The organism is Gramella sp. MT6 (assembly GCF_019357415.1).
Lineage (GTDB): Bacteria > Bacteroidota > Bacteroidia > Flavobacteriales > Flavobacteriaceae > Christiangramia.
Map to the genome: position 1 here is coordinate 1,731,639 of NZ_CP048410.1, position 18,642 is coordinate 1,750,280.

The window sequence follows — 18,642 nt, forward strand, 5'->3', positions numbered from 1 at the left end:
TCATTCTTATCCTTTATTAAACTTAATTTCCGAAAAACTTGAAAATTAATAAACTAAGGTTTGAATAATAATTATTTATTTCTACCTTTGCAGACCCTAAAAAAACAGGGGAGTAAATTTTATTAATAATTAGTGTATAGGAAATTATGCCAACAATTTCACAATTAGTACGAAAAGGAAGAGCCAAAATAACCAAGAAGAGTAAATCGGCTGCTTTGGATTCGTGCCCTCAAAGGAGAGGTGTTTGTACACGTGTGTACACAACAACTCCTAAGAAACCAAACTCTGCTATGAGAAAAGTAGCAAGGGTAAGGTTGACTAACGGAAAAGAGGTGAATGCCTACATTCCGGGAGAAGGACACAATCTACAAGAGCACTCGATAGTATTGGTTAGAGGTGGAAGGGTAAAAGATTTGCCTGGTGTTAGATATCACATTGTTCGTGGTGCGCTAGATACTGCCGGTGTAGAAGGTAGAACTCAGCGTAGATCTAAGTACGGAGCTAAACGCCCTAAGAAGTAATTAAAAACTTTTAATGTAAAGAAATGAGAAAAAGACAGGCGAAAAAACGACCTCTTTTACCGGATCCAAAATTTAACGATCAGCTTGTGACACGTTTTGTGAACATGATGATGTGGGATGGTAAGAAATCGGTTGCCTTTAAAATTTTCTATGACGCTATCGCGATCGTGGAAGAAAAGAAACAAGACGAAGAGAAATCTGGATTAGAGATCTGGAAAGACGCTCTTTCTAACGTTATGCCTCACGTAGAAGTGAGAAGTAGACGTGTTGGAGGTGCAACTTTTCAAATCCCAATGCAGATAAGACCAGACCGTAAGGTATCTACTGCTATGAAGTGGTTAATTAGCTTCGCACGTAAGAGAAACGAGAAATCTATGGCTGCTAAATTAGCTGCTGAAGTTCTTGCTGCTGCGAAAGAAGAAGGAGCTGCTGTTAAGAAAAGAGTAGATACTCATAAGATGGCTGAAGCTAACAAAGCATTCTCTCACTTTAGATTCTAAAACAACATGGCACAAAGAGATTTAAAATTTACTAGAAATATTGGAATTGCAGCTCATATTGACGCGGGTAAAACTACGACTACAGAGCGTATCCTTTATTATACAGGTATAAGTCACAAAATTGGTGAAGTTCATGATGGTGCTGCTACTATGGACTGGATGGAGCAAGAGCAGGAGCGTGGTATTACCATTACCTCTGCAGCTACACACTGTAAGTGGCCTTATAGAGATCAGGAATATACAGTTAACATTATCGATACCCCAGGTCACGTTGACTTTACGGTAGAAGTAGAGCGTTCTTTACGTGTACTTGATGGTGTTGTTGCATTGTTCTCTGCAGTAGACGGGGTTGAGCCTCAGTCTGAAACTGTATGGAGACAGGCAGATAAATATAGAGTTCCACGTCTAGGTTTCGTTAATAAAATGGACCGTCAGGGAGCAGATTTCTTCAATGTATGTCGTCAGGTAAAAGAAATGCTTGGTGGTAACCCGGTGCCTCTTCAGGTTCCAATCGGTGATGAAATCGACTTCAAAGGTGTGGTAGATCTTATTTCTAAGAAAGCTATTATCTGGAATGACGAAGATCATGGGATGACCTATGAAACTATCGATATTCCTGCTGAATTAGAAGCAGATGTAAATAAATACCGTGCAGAATTAGTAGAGGCGGTTGCAGAATATGATGAAGCTTTGATGGAGAAATTCTTCGAAGATGAATCTTCAATTACTGAAGATGAGATCATCGCTGCATTAAGAGCTGCTACTATAGATATGAGTATCATCCCAATGATGTGTGGTTCTGCATTTAAGAATAAAGGTGTTCAGGCGATGCTTGACGCTGTTATGCGTTACCTTCCATCTCCAGTAGATGTTGAAGCTATCGTTGGTACTAACCCTGATACAGGTGAAGAAGAAAGCCGTAAGCCAAATGTGGATTCTCCATTTTCTGCGCTTGCATTTAAAATTGCTACCGATCCTTTTGTAGGTCGTTTAGCATTCTTCCGTGCTTATTCAGGTACTCTTGATGCTGGTTCTTACGTATTAAACGTACGTTCTGGTAAGAAAGAGCGTATCTCAAGAATATATCAAATGCACTCTAATAAGCAAGAGCCTATCGATAGTATCGAGGCTGGAGATATTGGAGCTGCGGTAGGTTTTAAAGATATTAAGACCGGTGATACTCTTACAGATCTTAAACACCCAATTATCCTTGAATCTATGTCTTTCCCTGCACCGGTAATCGGTATCGCAGTAGAGCCTAAAACTAAGGCAGACGTTGAGAAAATGGGAATGGCTCTTGGTAAATTGGCTGAAGAGGATCCAACTTTTACAGTAAAAACTGATGAGAACTCAGGTCAGACTATTATCTCTGGTATGGGTGAGCTTCACTTAGAGATCATTATCGATCGTATGAAGCGTGAATTCAAAGTTGAAGTGAACGTTGGTGAGCCTCAGGTAGAGTACAAAGAAGCGGTAAGAAGACCTGCAGATCACAGAGAGGTTTACAAAAAGCAATCTGGTGGTCGTGGTAAGTTCGCAGATATCGTATTCGAATTAGGGCCTGTAGATGAAGATTTCGAAGGAACTGGATTACAGTTTGTTGATGAAATCAAGGGTGGACGTATTCCTAAAGAATTTGTTCCTTCAGTACAGAAAGGATTTGAAGAGGCTATGAAGAATGGTCCTCTTGCAGGATTTACAATGGACAGCCTTAAAGTTGTTCTTAAGGATGGATCTTTCCACCCTGTGGATTCAGATCAACTTTCTTTCGAATTGGCTGCTAAGATGGGATATAAAGAATCTGCTAAGAAAGCAGGAGCGGTTATCCTTGAGCCAATCATGAAGGTAGAAGTTGTAACTCCAGAAGAAAACATGGGTGATATCGTTGGTGACCTTAACAGAAGAAGAGGTCAGGTAAACAACATGTCAGACAGATCTGGAGCGAAAGTAATCAAAGCTGAAGTGCCACTTTCTGAAATGTTCGGTTATGTAACTACATTAAGAACACTTTCATCAGGTAGAGCAACTTCAACTATGGAATTCTCTCACTATGCTGAAACTCCTTCTAATATTTCTGAAGAAGTGATCAAAGCAGCTAAAGGAGCAGCAAACGAATAATCTTAAGGAAATGAGTCAAAAAATCAGAATAAAACTAAAATCTTACGATCATAACCTGGTAGACAAGTCTGCAGAGAAGATTGTAAAAACCGTAAAGACTACGGGAGCTGTTGTTACCGGACCAATTCCGTTACCAACAAACAAAAAAATCTTTACTGTTCTTCGTTCACCTCACGTGAACAAGAAATCCAGAGAGCAGTTTCAATTAAGCTCTTACAAGAGATTACTTGATATCTATAGCTCTTCTTCAAAAACGATCGATGCGTTGATGAAGCTTGAATTGCCAAGTGGTGTAGAAGTAGAGATCAAAGTGTGATAAAACAGTTCCGCGCACTACGGTGCGCGGTTAACATGTCCGGCGCGTTTCGCAAAGGAAAAACGGTGAAAAATACAATTCAGGGCTGAATGTGTTTTTCAGCCCTTAGTTTTTTAAATAAGTAAACAATTAATAATTAATTAAATATGTCTGGGTTAATAGGAAAAAAGATCGGTATGACCAGCATCTTCGACGAGAATGGGAAAAATGTCCCATGTACCGTGATCGAAGCTGGACCATGCGTGGTTACCCAAGTCAGAACCAAAGAGGTTGACGGGTATGAAGCACTTCAACTTGGTTTCGATGACAAAAAGACTGTAAATAAAGCTGCTGAAGGGCACGCTAAAAAAGCAGGAACCGTTGCAAAACGTAAAGTCGTTGAATTCCAGGGTTATAATGAAGATTACAAATTAGGTGACTCTGTTACCGTGGAGCATTTCAAAGAAGGTGAATTTGTGGATATCGCAGGTACATCTAAAGGTAAAGGTTTCCAGGGTGTTGTTAAGAGACACGGTTTTGGAGGTGTTGGGCAGGCCACTCACGGTCAGCACAACAGATTAAGAGCTCCCGGTTCTATTGGAGCGGCATCGTATCCTGCGAGAGTATTCAAAGGAATGAAGATGGCCGGAAGAATGGGCGGTGAGAGAGTAAAAGTTGAAAACCTTAAAGTTTTGAAGGTTGTGGCAGATAAGAACCTTTTAGTAGTAAAAGGATGTGTGCCAGGACATAAAAACTCATACGTAATCATTAGTAAGTAATGGAAGTAGCAGTTTTAGATATAAAAGGAAAAGAAACAGGCAGAAAAGCAAAGCTTTCTGATTCTGTTTTCGCTATAGAGCCTAATGAGCACGCTGTTTATCTAGATGTTAAACAATACCTGGCTAACCAACGTCAGGGTACTCATAAAGCTAAAGAAAGAGCAGAGATCTCGGGTTCTACTCGTAAGATCAAGAAACAAAAAGGTACTGGTACTGCAAGAGCAGGTAGTATCAAGTCTCCTATCTTCAAAGGTGGTGGACGTGTTTTTGGACCAAGACCAAGAAATTACGGTTTTAAATTAAATAAAAACCTTAAGCGTCTTGCAAGAAAATCTGCGCTTTCTATCAAAGCAAATGATAAGGCAATTATGGTAATTGAAGATTTTTCTTTCGATACACCAAAGACCAAAAACTTCATGGAAGTTCTTAAGGCTCTGGGGATTGAAAGTAAAAAATCACTAATAGTATTGGGTGACTCAAATAAAAATGTATATTTGTCGTCGCGCAATTTAAAGACGTCTGAAGTGATAAGTAGCTCAGAATTAAGTACTTACAAGATACTTAATGCGAAAAGTATTGTCTTTTTAGAAGGGTCTTTAGAAGGAATTGAGTCGAAATTAAGTTAATAAACCGTTATGAGCATCTTGATTAAACCTGTTATTACAGAAAAAGCTACCGCAGATAGTGAGATGAATAATCGCTTCACTTTCGTGGTAAGTAACAAGGCAAATAAGATTCAGATCAAAGACGCGATCGAATCTGCTTATGGCGTGTCTGTTACTAAAGTTCGAACTATGAATGTCCGTCCAGATCGTAAAACCAGATATACAAAATCTGGAATGATCACTGGTAAAACTAATGCTTTCAAAAAAGCAATAGTACAGGTGGCGGAAGGTGAAACTATTGATTTATACAGTAATCTTTAAGATTAAAGAATGTCAGTTAGAAAATTAAAACCAATTACACCTGGTCAGCGTTTTAGAGTAGTGAATGGGTATGACGCCATTACTACTGATAAGCCGGAGAAAAGCCTATTGGCGCCGATAAAAAAATCAGGTGGTAGAAACAGTCAAGGTAAGATGACCATGCGCTACAAAGGTGGTGGTCACAAAAAACGTTACCGAATTATCGATTTTAAACGTGACAAGCAGGGAATCCCTGCAACTGTCGCTAGTATAGAATACGATCCAAACAGAACGGCCTTTATCGCATTATTGAATTATCAGGATGGCGAGAAAAGGTATATTATTGCTCAAAACGGGCTTCAGGTAGGTCAAAATGTAGTTTCAGCAAATGAAGCTGCTACTCCTGAAATCGGGAATGCGATGCCATTGGCAAACATTCCTCTTGGTACTGTGATCTCTTGTATCGAGCTAAGACCTGGACAAGGTGCTGTTATGGCACGTAGTGCTGGTGCTTTTGCTCAATTATTGGCAAGAGAAGGGAAGTATGCTACTATTAAATTGCCTTCTGGTGAGATCCGTAGAGTTCTTGCATTATGTATGGCAACTATAGGAGCTGTTTCTAACAGTGACCATCAGCTAATGATCGGTGGTAAAGCCGGTAGAAGCCGTTGGTTAGGAATCAGACCAAGAACAAGACCAGTAGCGATGAACCCTGTAGATCACCCAATGGGTGGTGGTGAAGGTAGAGCTTCAGGTGGTCACCCACGTTCAAGAAAAGGTCTTCCTGCAAAAGGATTCAAGACCCGTTCAAGAACGAAGGCGAGTAATAAATATATTGTAGAACGTAGAAAGACTAGAAAGAAATAATAAGATATGGCACGTTCATTAAAAAAAGGACCTTTCGTTCATTACAAACTGGAACAAAAAGTGGCTCAGAATGTTGAGTCAGGAAAGAAAGCCGTGATCAAAACCTGGTCTAGAGCTTCTATGATTACTCCAGATTTCGTAGGACAAACTATTGCAGTGCATAACGGAAAACAATTTGTTCCTGTTTATGTAACTGAAAACATGGTAGGTCATAAACTAGGAGAATTTTCACCAACACGTTCTTTCAGAGGACACGCAGGTGCAAAAAATAAAGGTAGAAAATAATTGAAGCTATGGGAGTTCGTAAAAGAGAAAGAGCAGAGCAAATAAAAGAAGCCAAGAAACAGGTAGCTTTTGCAAAGTTAAATAACTGCCCTACTTCGCCTAGAAAGATGCGTCTTATGGCGGATCTGGTAAGAGGTGAAAAAGTAGAAAAAGCGCTTCATATTTTGAAATTCAGCAAGAAAGAAGCATCAAATCGTTTAGAGAAACTTTTAGTTTCTGCGATTGCCAACTGGCAAGCGAAAAACGAAGATGCAAATCTTGAAGAAGCTGAATTATTTGTGAAAGAGATTCGTGTAGACGGAGGAAGTATGTTGAAAAGACTTCGTCCAGCTCCACAGGGTCGTGCACACCGAATTAGAAAAAGATCCAACCACGTTACATTAGTGCTTGGAGCAAACAATAATACACAAAGCTAAGAGATAGTATGGGACAAAAAACAAATCCAATCGGGAATCGCCTTGGTATCATTAGAGGTTGGGAATCCAACTGGTACGGAGGTAATGACTACGGCGACAAACTAGCCGAAGACGATAAGATTAGAAAGTATATCCATGCTCGTCTTTCTAAAGCGAGTGTATCGCGTGTAATCATCGAGCGCACGCTTAAGCTTGTAACCGTTACTATCACTACTGCCAGACCTGGTATCATTATCGGTAAAGGTGGTCAAGAGGTAGACAAGCTTAAGGAAGAGCTTAAAAAGATTACCGACAAAGAGGTTCAAATTAACATCTTTGAGATTAAGAGGCCAGAACTTGACGCTCACTTAGTGGGAGCAAGTGTTGCCAGACAGATAGAGAATCGTATCTCTTACCGTCGTGCAATTAAGATGGCTATCGCGGCTGCAATGAGAATGAATGCTGAAGGGATCAAGATTGAGATCTCCGGACGTTTAAATGGTGCTGAGATGGCACGTTCAGAATCATACAAAGATGGAAGAATACCTTTGTCTACTTTTAGGGCTGATATTGACTATGCTTTAGTTGAAGCACACACTACTTATGGTAGACTGGGTGTTAAAGTATGGATCATGAAAGGTGAGGTATACGGAAAAAGAGAGCTTTCGCCTCTAGTTGGCCTTGCGAAAAACCAAGGTAAGAAATCCGGTGCCGGACGAGGTGGAAACAAATCACGTCGTAGAAAGTAATTTTTTAAAGGAAAGAAAAAATGTTACAACCTAAAAGAACAAAATACCGTAAGCAACAAAAAGGCCGTATGAAGGGCTTGTCTCAAAGAGGACACAGACTTTCTAACGGAACTTTTGGAATCAAATCTATGGATTCCAGCTTCGTTACTGCTCGTCAAATAGAAGCAGCGCGTATCGCCGCTACCCGTTATATGAAAAGAGAAGGTTCTATCTGGATCAAGATTTTCCCAGATAAGCCTATCACTAAGAAACCTCTTGAGGTTCGTATGGGTAAAGGTAAAGGTGCCGTTGAATATTGGGCAGCTGTAGTTAAGCCAGGAAGAATCATGTTTGAAATTGGTGGTGTACCAATGGCAACTGCTAAAGAGGCATTACGTCTTGCAGCGCAGAAGCTTCCTGTGAGAACTAAATTTGTTGTAGCTAGAGATTATCAAGAATAATATTGGAATTATGAAACAATCAGAAGTAAAAGAATTGTCTGTTGCAGAATTGCAAGAAGAGCTTGGTAAGTCTCGTAAAGCTTATTCAGATTTAAAAATGGCTCACGCTGTTTCGCCTTTGGAAAATCCGATACAGTTAAGAACTGTAAGAAGAGACGTGGCGAGACTAGCTACAGAGTTAACTAAAAGAGAACAACAATAATTGTTATTCTGCTGAAAGATGGAAAAAAGAAATTTAAGAAAAGAGCGTGTAGGAGTTGTTACAAGTAACAAAATGCAGAAATCTATCGTGGTTTCTGAAGTGAAAAAAGTAAAACATCCTATGTATGGAAAATTCGTTTTGAAAACGAAAAAGTACGTAGCACACGACGAAAATAACGACTGCAACGAAGGTGATACTGTAAAGATCATGGAAACACGACCTTTAAGTAAATCCAAGACTTGGAGACTAGTAGAAATAATTGAAAGAGCTAAATAATCATGGTGCAACAAGAGTCCAGACTAAAAGTAGCAGATAATACCGGAGCTAAAGAAGTTTTAGCTATCCGTGTATTAGGAGGTACAAAGAAAAGATACGCATCTGTTGGAGACAAGATCGTTGTCAGTGTAAAAGAAGCTACACCTAACGGGAACATCAAGAAGGGTGCAGTTTCAACAGCAGTTGTTGTTCGTACCAGGAAAGAAGTTCGCAGACCAGATGGATCTTATATCCGTTTCGATGACAACGCATGTGTGTTATTAGGTCCTCAGGGAGAAATGCGCGGTACCCGTGTATTTGGTCCTGTAGCTCGTGAACTTCGTGATAAGCAATTCATGAAAATTGTATCATTGGCACCAGAAGTGCTTTAATACATTAAGAAAATGACGAAGCTTAAGATAAAATCAGGAGATACCGTTCGTGTAATTGCCGGAGACCATAAAGGTCAGGAAGGTAAAGTGCAGAAGGTACTTATTGAAAAGAATAAAGCCATTGTGGAAGGGGTTAATATGATCTCTAAACATGAGAAGCCTAGCGCTTCTAATCCACAAGGTGGAATTAAGGAGAAAGAAGCTCCTATCCATATTTCTAACCTTGCACTAATCGACAAGAATGGTGAAACTACCAGAGTTGGTTACAAGGAAGAGGATGGGAAGAAGGTGAGATTTTCCAAAAAATCTAATGAAGTAATATAGTTATGGCATACGTACCAAGACTTAGACAGGAATATAACGAGAGAGTGAAAAATGCTCTTAAGGAAGAATTCAGCTACTCCAATATTATGGAGGTGCCAAAACTTACGAAAATAGTAATTAGCCGTGGAGTTGGTGGAGCAGTGGCAGATAAGAAACTTATCGATCACGCTGTAGACGAACTTACTGCGATCAGTGGTCAAAAAGCTGTTTCAACTATTTCGAAAAAGGATGTTGCATCGTTTAAGCTGCGTAAAGGAATGCCAATTGGTGCTAAAGTTACTTTACGTGGATATAGAATGTATGAATTCTTAGATAGACTTATTACTACCGCATTACCGCGTGTACGTGATTTTAACGGAATCAAATCTAATGGATTTGATGGTAGAGGTAATTATAACTTAGGGATCACTGAGCAGATCATTTTCCCTGAGATCGATATTGATGCAGTAAATAGAATTGCTGGTATGGATATCACTTTTGTTACAACTGCTGAAACCGATAAGGAAGCAAAAGCATTGTTAACCGAACTAGGATTACCTTTTAAAAAGAACTAATTATGGCTAAAGAATCAATGAAAGCCCGTGAGGTAAAAAGACAGAAATTGGTAAAAAAGTACGCTGAAAAAAGAGCTGCGCTTAAAGAAGCTGGTGATTGGGAAGGCCTACAAAAATTACCAAAGAACTCTTCTCCAGTTCGTTTACACAACAGATGTAAACTAACCGGTAGACCTAAAGGGTATATGAGACAATTTGGTCTTTCTCGTGTAATGTTCAGAGAAATGGCTAACCAGGGTCTTATTCCAGGGGTTAAGAAAGCAAGCTGGTAGAATTATAAATTGAATGAAGGTTCATAAAAAAGTTGAAAACCACATTCGCAAATTAAGATAAATGAATACAGATCCTATTGCAGATTATTTAACAAGAATCAGGAATGCTAATGCAGCAAACCACAGAGTAGTGGAAATTCCTGCTTCCAATGTTAAGAAAGAGATCACCAAGATATTATTCGATCAGGGATATATTCTTAGTTACAAGTTCGAAGATACTACCGCTCAGGGAACTATCAAGATCGCTCTTAAGTATGATAAACTAACTAAAGAGCCGGTAATTAAGAAAATTCAAAGAATAAGTAAACCTGGTTTACGTAAATACGCCGGATCAACTGAGATCCCAAGAATCCTTAACGGTCTTGGAATTGCTATCGTTTCTACGTCTCACGGAGTGATGACTGGAAAGCAGGCAAAAGCTGAAAAAGTTGGTGGTGAGGTATTGTGCTACGTTTACTAATACTTAAAAGACTAAAGAAATGTCAAGAATAGGTAAAAGCCCAATTGCGATTCCAGAAGGTGTGACAGTAGAGCACAAAGATGGTCTTGTAATGGTAAAAGGAAAATTAGGAGAACTTAAGCAGCAAGTAAGTGACATCGATGTAAAAATCGAAGATAATGTTATTACTTTCGAGCGTTCTTCAGAGAAAAGTGATCAGAAAGCTAAACATGGTTTATATCGTGCGTTAGTTAACAATATGATTGAGGGAGTTACAAACGGATATACTAAATCTCTTGAATTAGTAGGTGTAGGTTACCGTGCGAGCAACCAGGGTAATAAGTTAGACCTTGCGGTTGGTTATTCCCATAATATTGTACTAGATTTGGCTCCGGAAATTAAGGTGGAGACAATATCAGAGAAAGGTAAGAACCCTATCGTAAAGCTTACTTCTTATGATAAACAACTTGTAGGACAAGTTGCGGCGAAGATCCGTTCATTCAGAAAACCTGAACCTTACAAAGGGAAAGGTATCAAGTTTGTAGGAGAACAATTGAGAAGAAAAGCAGGTAAATCAGCTTAATAAAGTTTAGTTATGGCAGTGTCAAAACAAGATAGAAGAAATAAAATCAGAAAACGTATCCGTAAGGATATCGTTGGAACAACAAGCCGTCCTAGATTATCTGTTTTTAGAAGTAATAGAGAAATTTATGCTCAGATCATCGACGACGTAGAAGGTAAGACCTTAGCTTCAGCTTCTTCAAGAGATAAAGAAATCGCTACTGCTTCTGCAGATAGAAAAGAGCAGGCTCAAATGGTTGGTAAAGCCATTGCAGAGAAAGCGAAGAAAGCCGGAATAGATACAATCTCTTTTGATAGAGGTGGATATTTATATCACGGTAGAGTTAAATCATTAGCAGAAGGTGCTCGCGAAGGAGGACTAAAATTCTAGAAAATTATGTATCAAGATTATAAAAACGTAGAACATGTAAAACCAGGAGGTCTTGAATTAAAAGATCGTTTGGTTGGAGTACAACGTGTTACTAAGGTTACAAAAGGTGGTAGAGCATTTGGTTTCTCTGCTATTGTTGTAGTTGGAGATGAGAATGGCGTAGTTGGACAGGGACTTGGAAAATCCAAGGAGGTTGCAGACGCTATCTCTAAAGCGGTAGAAGATGCTAAGAAAAATCTGGTACGCATTCCTTTGCATAAAGGAACTTTACCTCACGAACAAAAAGGTAAGTATGGTGGAGCAAGAGTAATGTTGCTTCCAGCTGCTGCCGGTACCGGTATTATTGCTGGTGGTGCGATTCGTGCGGTATTGGAATCTGTAGGAGTACATGATGTACTTTCTAAGAACCAGGGATCTTCAAACCCTCACAACGTTGTAAAAGCTACTTTTGATGCCTTACTACAATTAAGAAGCGCTGAAACTGTTGCAAAACAAAGAGGTGTTTCATTGGAAAAGGTTTTTAAAGGATAAATCAAGGAATAAGATGGGAAAGATAAAAGTCACAAAAGTAAAAAGTGCGATCAACCGCACGAAGAATCAAAAGCTTGTTCTTGAGTCATTAGGACTTAAAAGAATCGGGCAGACGGTTGAGCATGACGATACGCCAAACATCCTTGGTATGGTAAATAAAGTTAAACACTTAGTTTCTGTTGAAGAAACAAAATAATAATCTCTCATGGATTTAAGTAACTTAAAACCTGCAGAAGGTTCAGTTAGAAAAAATAGCAAGCGTATTGGTCGTGGTGAAGGATCTGGTAAAGGTGGAACCGCTACCAGAGGTCACAAAGGTGCCAAGTCACGTTCAGGTTATTCTAAAAAGATTGGTTTTGAAGGTGGACAGATGCCACTTCAAAGACGTGTTCCAAAATTTGGATTCACGAACAGAAATCGTAAAGTATACCAGGGTATTAACCTTGATACTCTTCAAGCTCTTGTAGATGAAGGTAGAATTAAGGATACTGTGGATATGGACGTTTTAGCTGAAAACGGACTTGCTGCAAGAAACGAGCTTGTTAAGATATTAGGTAGAGGTGAATTAAAGGCAAAGTTGAAAATATCTGTTCATAAATTTACGGCCTCAGCGAAAGAAGCTATTGAAGCTGCCGGAGGTGAAGTTGTTACTTTATAATAGATAATCAAATGAAATTCATCAATACGATTAAAAATATTTGGAAAATCGAGGAGCTAAAAAATAGAATTTTAGTTACCCTCGGTTTGCTTTTGGTATATCGTTTCGGTGCACAGGTTGTGCTTCCCGGAATTGATGCAGCTCAGCTTTCAAATCTGGCGAACCAAACAGACAGTGGTCTTCTAGGCCTTCTTAACGCTTTTACCGGAGGTGCGTTTTCTAACGCCTCCGTATTTGCATTAGGTATTATGCCTTACATCTCTGCTTCTATTGTGGTTCAATTGATGGGGATTGCAATTCCTTATCTTCAGAAGCTTCAGAAAGAAGGAGAAAGCGGGCGTAAGAAGATTAATCAGATCACACGTTGGTTAACAATCGCAATTACCCTGGTGCAGGGACCTGGTTATATTTATAACCTGTTCGCAACGCTACCAGGAGAAGCGTTCCTATTAGGAGATAACATCACCTTTGTTGTTTCATCGGTAATTATCCTAACAACAGGAACCATTTTCGCGATGTGGCTGGGTGAGAAGATCACAGATAAGGGTATTGGTAACGGTATTTCATTATTGATTATGGTTGGTATTATTGCCACCCTGCCTCAAGCCTTTATTCAGGAATTCGCTTCAAGAGTATTTGAATCGAATGGTGGTCTGGTAATGATACTGATAGAATTAGTTATCTGGTTTGCCATTATTATGGCATCAGTTATGCTGGTTATGGCGGTGCGTCAAATTCCGGTGCAGTATGCCAGAAGATCTGCCTCTGGTGGATATGAAAAGAATGTTTTCGGATCAAGACAATACATTCCGTTAAAACTGAATGCTTCAGGAGTTATGCCTATCATCTTTGCTCAGGCAATTATGTTCATACCTGTAGCTGTAGCTGGTCTTTCAGATTCAGATACTGCTCAGGGAGTAACTGCCGCATTTCAGAATATATTCGGATTTTGGTATAATCTTGTGTTCGCTATATTGATAATAATATTTACTTATTTCTATACAGCGATCACTGTTCCAACAAATAAAATGGCTGATGATCTTAAGAGAAGTGGTGGATTTATTCCTGGGATTCGTCCGGGGACTGAAACTGCTGAATACCTAGATCGTATCATGTCTCAGATAACCCTTCCAGGATCTATATTCCTGGCACTTATTGCAGTGTTCCCTGCGATAGTATTCTCTTTGCTGGGTGTACAGCAAGGTTGGGCGTTATTCTTTGGAGGTACCTCGCTTTTAATTATGGTTGGAGTTGCAATAGATACTATGCAGCAGGTGAATTCATACTTGTTGAATAGACACTATGACGGATTAATGAAAACAGGTAAAAACAGAAAAGCAGTAGCTTAATTATGGCAAAACAACCACCAATTGAACAAGACGGAACTATCATTGAAGCATTGTCTAATGCGATGTTTCGTGTGGAATTGGAGAATGGTCACGTAGTGACTGCCCATATCTCCGGGAAGATGCGTATGCATTACATTAAATTGCTTCCAGGGGATAAGGTAAAACTGGAAATGAGTCCTTACGATTTAACTAAGGCTCGAATAACTTACAGATACTAAAAAGTAATTTTCAGCCTTTTATAAATTTTTTATACTTTTGCACTCTGAAAAATTTATGACGGCTAAAAATTTCACAGAAAGAGTTAATGCTCTGCCTGTGAATAAAAAAGAGATAAGATGAAAGTTAGAGCATCAATAAAAAAGAGAAGTGCCGACTGCAAGATTGTACGCAGAAAAGGGCGCCTTTACGTAATTAACAAAAAGAATCCTAGATTTAAACAAAGACAAGGCTAATTATGGCAAGAATTGCAGGGGTAGATATTCCCAAACAAAAGCGAGGAGTTATAGCGTTGACCTATATCTTCGGAATTGGCAGAAGCAGGGCTCAAGAGATACTTGCACAGGCTAAAGTAGACGAAAGCAAGAAAGTTTCAGAATGGGACGATGAGGAGATCGGAAAGATCCGTGAAGCCGTTGGTCAGTTTACAATCGAAGGTGAGTTGCGTACTGAAGTTCAGATGAGCATCAAACGTCTTATGGACATTGGATGTTACAGAGGTATCCGTCACAGAGCTGGATTACCTTTAAGAGGTCAGAGAACCAAGAACAACTCCAGAACCAGAAAAGGAAGAAGAAAAACAGTTGCTAACAAGAAAAAGGCGACTAAATAGTAAGTAGTATGGCAAAGAAAGCAAATCAAAAGGCCGGTAAAACTCAGAAGAAACGTAAAGTGACCGTTGAAGCAAACGGGGAAGCTCACGTTACGGCTTCTTTCAACAACATCATTATTTCTCTTACCAACAAAAAGGGAGATGTTGTAGCATGGTCATCTGCAGGGAAGATGGGTTTTAGAGGATCTAAGAAAAATACTCCTTACGCTGCACAGCTAGCTGCTGAAGATGCTTCTAAAGTAGCTCACGAAGCTGGATTGCGTAAAGTTAAAGTATACGTTAAAGGTCCTGGAAACGGAAGAGAATCTGCAATCAGATCTATCCATAACAATGGTATAGAAGTGACTGAGATTATCGATGTAACTCCGCTTCCACACAATGGTTGTCGTCCACCAAAGAGACGTAGAGTTTAATTAATTTTATTAATAGGAGAGGATTTAGATTATCGAAGGACTAATGCCTTAATTCATAATCCCTTTCTAAAACAACAATAGTAATGGCAAGATATACTGGTCCAAAAACTAAAATAGCCCGTAAATTCGGTGAAGCTATTTTTGGAGACGACAAATCTTTCGAAAAAAGAAATTATCCTCCAGGACAGCACGGTAACAACCGTCGTCGTGGAAAAAAATCAGAATATGCAATCCAGTTAATGGAGAAGCAAAAAGCCAAGTATACTTATGGTATTCTTGAGCGTCAATTCCGCAACATGTTCGAAAAAGCAACCCGTGCCCAGGGAATTACTGGTGAGGTTCTTCTTCAACTTTGCGAATCCCGTTTAGATAACGTAGTGTACCGTATGGGTGTGGCTCCATCAAGAAGAGCTGCCCGTCAGTTAGTTGGTCACCGTCACATCACTGTAAACGGAGAATTAGTTAACATCCCATCTTACCACCTAAAGGCTGGTGATGTAGTTGGTGTTAGAGAAAAATCTAAATCACTTGCTGTGATTCAGGAATCATTATCAAATAACAGCAGTGTTTACGAATGGATTACCTGGAATTCAGAAAAGAAAGAAGGAACTTTCGTTTCAGTACCTGGAAGAGTCCAGATTCCTGAAAACATTAATGAACAATTTATAGTCGAATTATATTCGAAATAATAATTCACACAGAAGTCGAAATATGGCAATACTAAATTTTCAGAAGCCCGATAAAGTAATAATGATTGATTCAACCGATTTCGAAGGGAAATTTGAATTTCGCCCTTTGGAACCAGGATATGGATTAACCGTTGGTAATGCTTTAAGACGAGTGCTTTTATCTTCTTTGGAAGGTTTCGCGATCACTTCAGTAAGAATTGAAGGTGTAGATCACGAATTCTCAACCATCGCAGGTGTAGTGGAAGACGTAACCGAGATAATCCTTAACCTGAAACAGATCAGATTTAAAAGGCAGATCGATGAGATCGATAACGAATCGGTTACTATTTCAGTTTCAGGAGAAGAGCAGTTAACTGCCGGTCACTTCCAGAAATTCATTTCAGGATTTCAAGTTCTTAACCCAGATCAGGTAATCTGTCACATGGATAAGAAAGTAAGCCTGAACATGGAAGTTACTATCGAGAAAGGTAGAGGTTATGTTCCGGCTGAAGAAAACAAGAAAGCCAATGCTCCTTTAGGCACAATATTCACAGATTCTATTTACACTCCTATAAAGAATGTAAAGTATAGTATCGAGAACTATCGTGTTGAGCAGAAGACTGACTATGAAAAACTGGTATTCGAAATTATCAGTGATGGTTCTATTCATCCAAAAGATGCATTGACCGAAGCAGCTAAGACGCTTATCCACCACTTCATGCTATTCTCTGATGAGAGAATCACTCTTGAAGCAGATGAGATCGCACAAACTGAAACTTATGATGAAGAATCTCTTCACATGAGACAACTTCTTAAGACGAAGTTGGTAGATCTTGATCTTTCAGTAAGAGCTCTAAACTGTCTTAAAGCAGCGGAAGTTGATACTTTAGGAGACCTTGTTTCTTACAACAAGAACGATTTGATGAAGTTTAGAAACTTCGGTAAAAAATCACTTACCGAACTTGAAGAGCTTGTAAGCAACAAAGGTTTAAACTTTGGTATGGACCTTTCAAAATATAAACTAGATAAAGACTAAGCTGGAAATTAATTTCGGCTGAAATTTAAAAATAAATAACCGTCATAATTTGCTCCTCAAAGTGAGTCGCAGCAAGATGATGAAATATAAAATGTCATGAGACACGGAAAGAAGACGAATCATTTAGGTAGACAAACTGCACATCGTAAGGCAATGCTTGCGAATATGGCATGTTCCCTAATTGAGCACAAGCGAATCAATACTACTGTCGCTAAAGCTAAAGCTCTTAAAGTATTTGTAGAGCCTCTAGTAACAAAATCTAAAGAAGATACTACGCATAACCGACGTATCGTATTTAGTAAGTTAAGAAGCAAGGAAGCAGTAAGTGAACTGTTTCGTGAAGTAGCTCCTAAAGTAGGAGATCGTCCAGGAGGTTATACCAGAGTTATTAAACTTGGTAGCCGTCTTGGAGATGCTGCAGAAATGGCCCTTGTAGAGCTTGTAGACTTCAATGAAACCTACAATGTAGGAGAGAAGCCTAAGAAGAAGAAATCTACTCGTCGTGCTGGTAAGAAGAAGACTGAAGATACAGCTTCAACTGCGCAGCCTAAAGAAGCTTCTAAAAAGGAAACTAAAAAAGAAGAGCCAAAGGCTGAGGAGTCTAAGGCTGAAGAAAAAAAGGACGATAAAAAAGAAGAATAGTAATGATTCTAATTACCGCCTAAATTTTAAAAGGATAAGCTTTAATAGTTTATCCTTTTTTTATACCCAGTAATTAATTGATTAAATTTGCCGCAACAGCAACTATAACACAACTATGAAATATCAGGCTAAACGTAAAGCGATCATTTTACTTGAAGACGGAACTATTTTTTATGGAAAAGCAGTTGGAAATAAAGAAGGAAGTGCCGTTGGAGAGGTTTGTTTCAACACCGGAATGACGGGATATCAAGAGATCTTCACAGATCCTTCCTATTTCGGACAGTTGATGGTTACTACCAATGCCCATATAGGAAATTATGGGACCAATGAAGGAGAAAATGAATCTGATAAGGCAAAGATCGCCGGACTCATTTGTAAGAATTTTAGTTATTTCCATTCAAGACCTGCTGCAGATAAAAGTCTTGAAGAGTTCCTTGATGAGAGTAATATTTTTGCGATATCAGATGTAGATACCCGTGCTCTGGTTACCTATATTAGAGAAAATGGAGCAATGAACGCGATCATTTCTTCAGATGTTGAAAATATAGAAGGACTTAAAAAGGAGCTGGCAAAAGTGCCAGATATGAACGGCCTGGAATTAGCTTCAAAAGTTTCTACTAAGGAGCCTTATTTCTATGGAAATGAAGATGCAACCTATAAGATCGCCGCTCTGGATGTTGGAATAAAAACGAACATTCTAAGAAATCTGGCTGAAAGAGATGCTTATATCAAAGTTTTCCCATACGATGCTACTTATGAGGAAATGAAGGAATGGAATCCAGATGGATATTTCCTTTCTAACGGCCCTGGAGATCCACAGCCTCTGGAAAGTGCGATCAATGTGACAAAGACCATTATAGAAAAGGATCATCCTTTATTCGGAATTTGTTTGGGTCACCAGATCATAGCTATCGCTAATGGGATCAAAACATATAAAATGCACCACGGGCACCGAGGTATTAACCACCCGGTAAAGAATATGATTACCGGTAAAGGTGAGATCACTTCACAGAACCATGGTTTCTCTGTTGATAAAGAACAAACGGAAGCCCATCCCGATGTAGAAGTAACTCATATTTGTTTGAATGACGGAACTGTCGGTGGATTGGCAATGAAAAGCAAGAATACTTTTTCTGTGCAATATCACCCGGAAGCTAGTCCCGGACCTCACGATGCAAGCTATCTTTTTGATGAGTTTATAGACAGGATCAAAACTGTGAAAGCTTAGGAGATAATAATATATATTAAAACACAAAGACCGGAAATACTCCG

33 protein-coding genes are annotated in these 18,642 nt (G+C 39.2%); all 33 read left to right on the forward strand.

All coding sequences use genetic code 11. The features are described 5' to 3' along the window. Positions 1 to 146: 146 nt before the first annotated feature. The 33 genes from rpsL (at position 147) to carA (ending at position 18,598) form a co-directional block, all read left to right on the forward strand. A complete protein-coding gene (gene rpsL / locus G3I01_RS07675) occupies positions 147 to 521 on the forward strand; it encodes a 30S ribosomal protein S12 (RefSeq protein ID WP_010230128.1) in 375 nt (124 codons plus the stop codon). Between the two features lie 23 nt (positions 522 to 544). Next, positions 545 to 1,021, forward strand: a complete 477-nt coding sequence (rpsG, locus tag G3I01_RS07680) for a 30S ribosomal protein S7 (RefSeq protein ID WP_108172297.1) — start codon at positions 545 to 547, stop codon at positions 1,019 to 1,021. A gap of 6 nt (positions 1,022 to 1,027) precedes the next feature. Further along, positions 1,028 to 3,139: an elongation factor G gene (fusA, locus tag G3I01_RS07685; RefSeq protein WP_219552508.1), complete on the forward strand. Its 2,112-nt coding sequence runs from the start codon at positions 1,028 to 1,030 to the stop codon at positions 3,137 to 3,139. Between the two features lie 10 nt (positions 3,140 to 3,149). Then, complete coding sequence (rpsJ, locus tag G3I01_RS07690; protein WP_026915146.1) at positions 3,150 to 3,455, forward strand: 30S ribosomal protein S10; 306 nt, start codon at positions 3,150 to 3,152, stop codon at positions 3,453 to 3,455. A 146-nt stretch (positions 3,456 to 3,601) separates the two neighbouring features. Then, positions 3,602 to 4,213 (forward strand): 50S ribosomal protein L3, encoded by a 612-nt coding sequence (gene rplC, locus G3I01_RS07695; protein WP_108172299.1) that lies wholly within the window; start codon positions 3,602 to 3,604, stop codon positions 4,211 to 4,213. Next, the gene (gene rplD, locus G3I01_RS07700; protein WP_219552510.1) at positions 4,213 to 4,839 is read left to right on the forward strand and encodes a 50S ribosomal protein L4; all 627 of its coding nucleotides are present in this window, start codon (positions 4,213 to 4,215) and stop codon (positions 4,837 to 4,839) included. The genes rplC and rplD overlap by 1 nt, the downstream gene beginning before the upstream one ends. Positions 4,840 to 4,848: 9 nt before the next feature. Next, on the forward strand, positions 4,849 to 5,139 hold the full coding sequence (rplW, locus tag G3I01_RS07705) for a 50S ribosomal protein L23 (RefSeq protein WP_108172301.1): 291 nt from the start codon (positions 4,849 to 4,851) through the stop codon (positions 5,137 to 5,139). 9 nt (positions 5,140 to 5,148) lie between these two features. Continuing rightward, complete coding sequence (gene rplB / locus G3I01_RS07710) at positions 5,149 to 5,985, forward strand: 50S ribosomal protein L2 (RefSeq protein WP_108172302.1); 837 nt, start codon at positions 5,149 to 5,151, stop codon at positions 5,983 to 5,985. 6 nt (positions 5,986 to 5,991) lie between these two features. Further along, a complete protein-coding gene (rpsS, locus tag G3I01_RS07715) occupies positions 5,992 to 6,270 on the forward strand; it encodes a 30S ribosomal protein S19 (protein ID WP_011710692.1) in 279 nt (92 codons plus the stop codon). A gap of 8 nt (positions 6,271 to 6,278) precedes the next feature. After that, positions 6,279 to 6,686, forward strand: a complete 408-nt coding sequence (gene rplV / locus G3I01_RS07720) for a 50S ribosomal protein L22 (protein ID WP_011710691.1) — start codon at positions 6,279 to 6,281, stop codon at positions 6,684 to 6,686. A gap of 8 nt (positions 6,687 to 6,694) precedes the next feature. After that, complete coding sequence (gene rpsC, locus G3I01_RS07725) at positions 6,695 to 7,414, forward strand: 30S ribosomal protein S3 (RefSeq protein ID WP_011710690.1); 720 nt, start codon at positions 6,695 to 6,697, stop codon at positions 7,412 to 7,414. A gap of 20 nt (positions 7,415 to 7,434) precedes the next feature. Next, positions 7,435 to 7,854, forward strand: coding sequence for a 50S ribosomal protein L16 (rplP, locus tag G3I01_RS07730; protein WP_108172303.1), 420 nt, complete (start codon positions 7,435 to 7,437; stop codon positions 7,852 to 7,854). Positions 7,855 to 7,864: 10 nt separating this feature from the next. After that, positions 7,865 to 8,056: a 50S ribosomal protein L29 gene (gene rpmC / locus G3I01_RS07735; protein ID WP_011710688.1), complete on the forward strand. Its 192-nt coding sequence runs from the start codon at positions 7,865 to 7,867 to the stop codon at positions 8,054 to 8,056. Between the two features lie 18 nt (positions 8,057 to 8,074). Then, complete coding sequence (rpsQ, locus tag G3I01_RS07740; protein WP_011710687.1) at positions 8,075 to 8,332, forward strand: 30S ribosomal protein S17; 258 nt, start codon at positions 8,075 to 8,077, stop codon at positions 8,330 to 8,332. 2 nt (positions 8,333 to 8,334) lie between these two features. Next, a complete protein-coding gene (gene rplN, locus G3I01_RS07745; protein ID WP_026933550.1) occupies positions 8,335 to 8,703 on the forward strand; it encodes a 50S ribosomal protein L14 in 369 nt (122 codons plus the stop codon). A gap of 12 nt (positions 8,704 to 8,715) precedes the next feature. Further along, a complete protein-coding gene (gene rplX, locus G3I01_RS07750) occupies positions 8,716 to 9,027 on the forward strand; it encodes a 50S ribosomal protein L24 (protein WP_108172304.1) in 312 nt (103 codons plus the stop codon). 2 nt (positions 9,028 to 9,029) lie between these two features. Continuing rightward, positions 9,030 to 9,581, forward strand: a complete 552-nt coding sequence (gene rplE, locus G3I01_RS07755) for a 50S ribosomal protein L5 (RefSeq protein ID WP_108172305.1) — start codon at positions 9,030 to 9,032, stop codon at positions 9,579 to 9,581. A 2-nt stretch (positions 9,582 to 9,583) separates the two neighbouring features. Beyond that, a complete protein-coding gene (gene rpsN, locus G3I01_RS07760) occupies positions 9,584 to 9,853 on the forward strand; it encodes a 30S ribosomal protein S14 (protein WP_026933553.1) in 270 nt (89 codons plus the stop codon). Positions 9,854 to 9,914: 61 nt separating this feature from the next. Continuing rightward, the gene (gene rpsH, locus G3I01_RS07765) at positions 9,915 to 10,313 is read left to right on the forward strand and encodes a 30S ribosomal protein S8 (RefSeq protein ID WP_108172306.1); all 399 of its coding nucleotides are present in this window, start codon (positions 9,915 to 9,917) and stop codon (positions 10,311 to 10,313) included. A 19-nt stretch (positions 10,314 to 10,332) separates the two neighbouring features. Further along, positions 10,333 to 10,875 carry a 50S ribosomal protein L6 gene (gene rplF / locus G3I01_RS07770; protein ID WP_219552512.1) on the forward strand — a complete coding sequence of 181 codons (543 nt, stop codon included), beginning with the start codon at positions 10,333 to 10,335 and terminating at the stop codon, positions 10,873 to 10,875. 12 nt (positions 10,876 to 10,887) lie between these two features. Beyond that, entirely contained in the window at positions 10,888 to 11,244 is a 357-nt protein-coding gene (gene rplR, locus G3I01_RS07775) for a 50S ribosomal protein L18 (RefSeq protein ID WP_108172308.1), read from the forward strand. 6 nt (positions 11,245 to 11,250) lie between these two features. Beyond that, a complete protein-coding gene (gene rpsE, locus G3I01_RS07780; protein ID WP_011710679.1) occupies positions 11,251 to 11,775 on the forward strand; it encodes a 30S ribosomal protein S5 in 525 nt (174 codons plus the stop codon). A gap of 13 nt (positions 11,776 to 11,788) precedes the next feature. Continuing rightward, positions 11,789 to 11,971, forward strand: a complete 183-nt coding sequence (gene rpmD / locus G3I01_RS07785; RefSeq protein WP_208012724.1) for a 50S ribosomal protein L30 — start codon at positions 11,789 to 11,791, stop codon at positions 11,969 to 11,971. A gap of 9 nt (positions 11,972 to 11,980) precedes the next feature. Beyond that, positions 11,981 to 12,433 (forward strand): 50S ribosomal protein L15, encoded by a 453-nt coding sequence (rplO, locus tag G3I01_RS07790; RefSeq protein ID WP_219552514.1) that lies wholly within the window; start codon positions 11,981 to 11,983, stop codon positions 12,431 to 12,433. An 11-nt stretch (positions 12,434 to 12,444) separates the two neighbouring features. Then, positions 12,445 to 13,782 (forward strand): preprotein translocase subunit SecY, encoded by a 1,338-nt coding sequence (secY, locus tag G3I01_RS07795; RefSeq protein ID WP_108172311.1) that lies wholly within the window; start codon positions 12,445 to 12,447, stop codon positions 13,780 to 13,782. 2 nt (positions 13,783 to 13,784) lie between these two features. Then, positions 13,785 to 14,000, forward strand: a complete 216-nt coding sequence (infA, locus tag G3I01_RS07800) for a translation initiation factor IF-1 (protein WP_072553873.1) — start codon at positions 13,785 to 13,787, stop codon at positions 13,998 to 14,000. A gap of 117 nt (positions 14,001 to 14,117) precedes the next feature. Then, positions 14,118 to 14,234 carry a type B 50S ribosomal protein L36 gene (gene ykgO, locus G3I01_RS07805; protein WP_010519235.1) on the forward strand — a complete coding sequence of 39 codons (117 nt, stop codon included), beginning with the start codon at positions 14,118 to 14,120 and terminating at the stop codon, positions 14,232 to 14,234. A gap of 2 nt (positions 14,235 to 14,236) precedes the next feature. Further along, a complete protein-coding gene (gene rpsM, locus G3I01_RS07810) occupies positions 14,237 to 14,611 on the forward strand; it encodes a 30S ribosomal protein S13 (RefSeq protein ID WP_026933560.1) in 375 nt (124 codons plus the stop codon). An 8-nt stretch (positions 14,612 to 14,619) separates the two neighbouring features. Next, positions 14,620 to 15,024, forward strand: coding sequence for a 30S ribosomal protein S11 (gene rpsK, locus G3I01_RS07815; protein WP_108172312.1), 405 nt, complete (start codon positions 14,620 to 14,622; stop codon positions 15,022 to 15,024). Positions 15,025 to 15,107: 83 nt separating this feature from the next. Further along, entirely contained in the window at positions 15,108 to 15,713 is a 606-nt protein-coding gene (rpsD, locus tag G3I01_RS07820) for a 30S ribosomal protein S4 (protein WP_108172313.1), read from the forward strand. A 22-nt stretch (positions 15,714 to 15,735) separates the two neighbouring features. Next, entirely contained in the window at positions 15,736 to 16,728 is a 993-nt protein-coding gene (locus G3I01_RS07825) for a DNA-directed RNA polymerase subunit alpha (protein ID WP_219552516.1), read from the forward strand. 96 nt (positions 16,729 to 16,824) lie between these two features. Continuing rightward, complete coding sequence (rplQ, locus tag G3I01_RS07830) at positions 16,825 to 17,370, forward strand: 50S ribosomal protein L17 (RefSeq protein WP_219552518.1); 546 nt, start codon at positions 16,825 to 16,827, stop codon at positions 17,368 to 17,370. A gap of 115 nt (positions 17,371 to 17,485) precedes the next feature. Then, entirely contained in the window at positions 17,486 to 18,598 is a 1,113-nt protein-coding gene (carA, locus tag G3I01_RS07835) for a glutamine-hydrolyzing carbamoyl-phosphate synthase small subunit (RefSeq protein ID WP_219552530.1), read from the forward strand. Positions 18,599 to 18,642 lie beyond the last annotated feature (44 nt).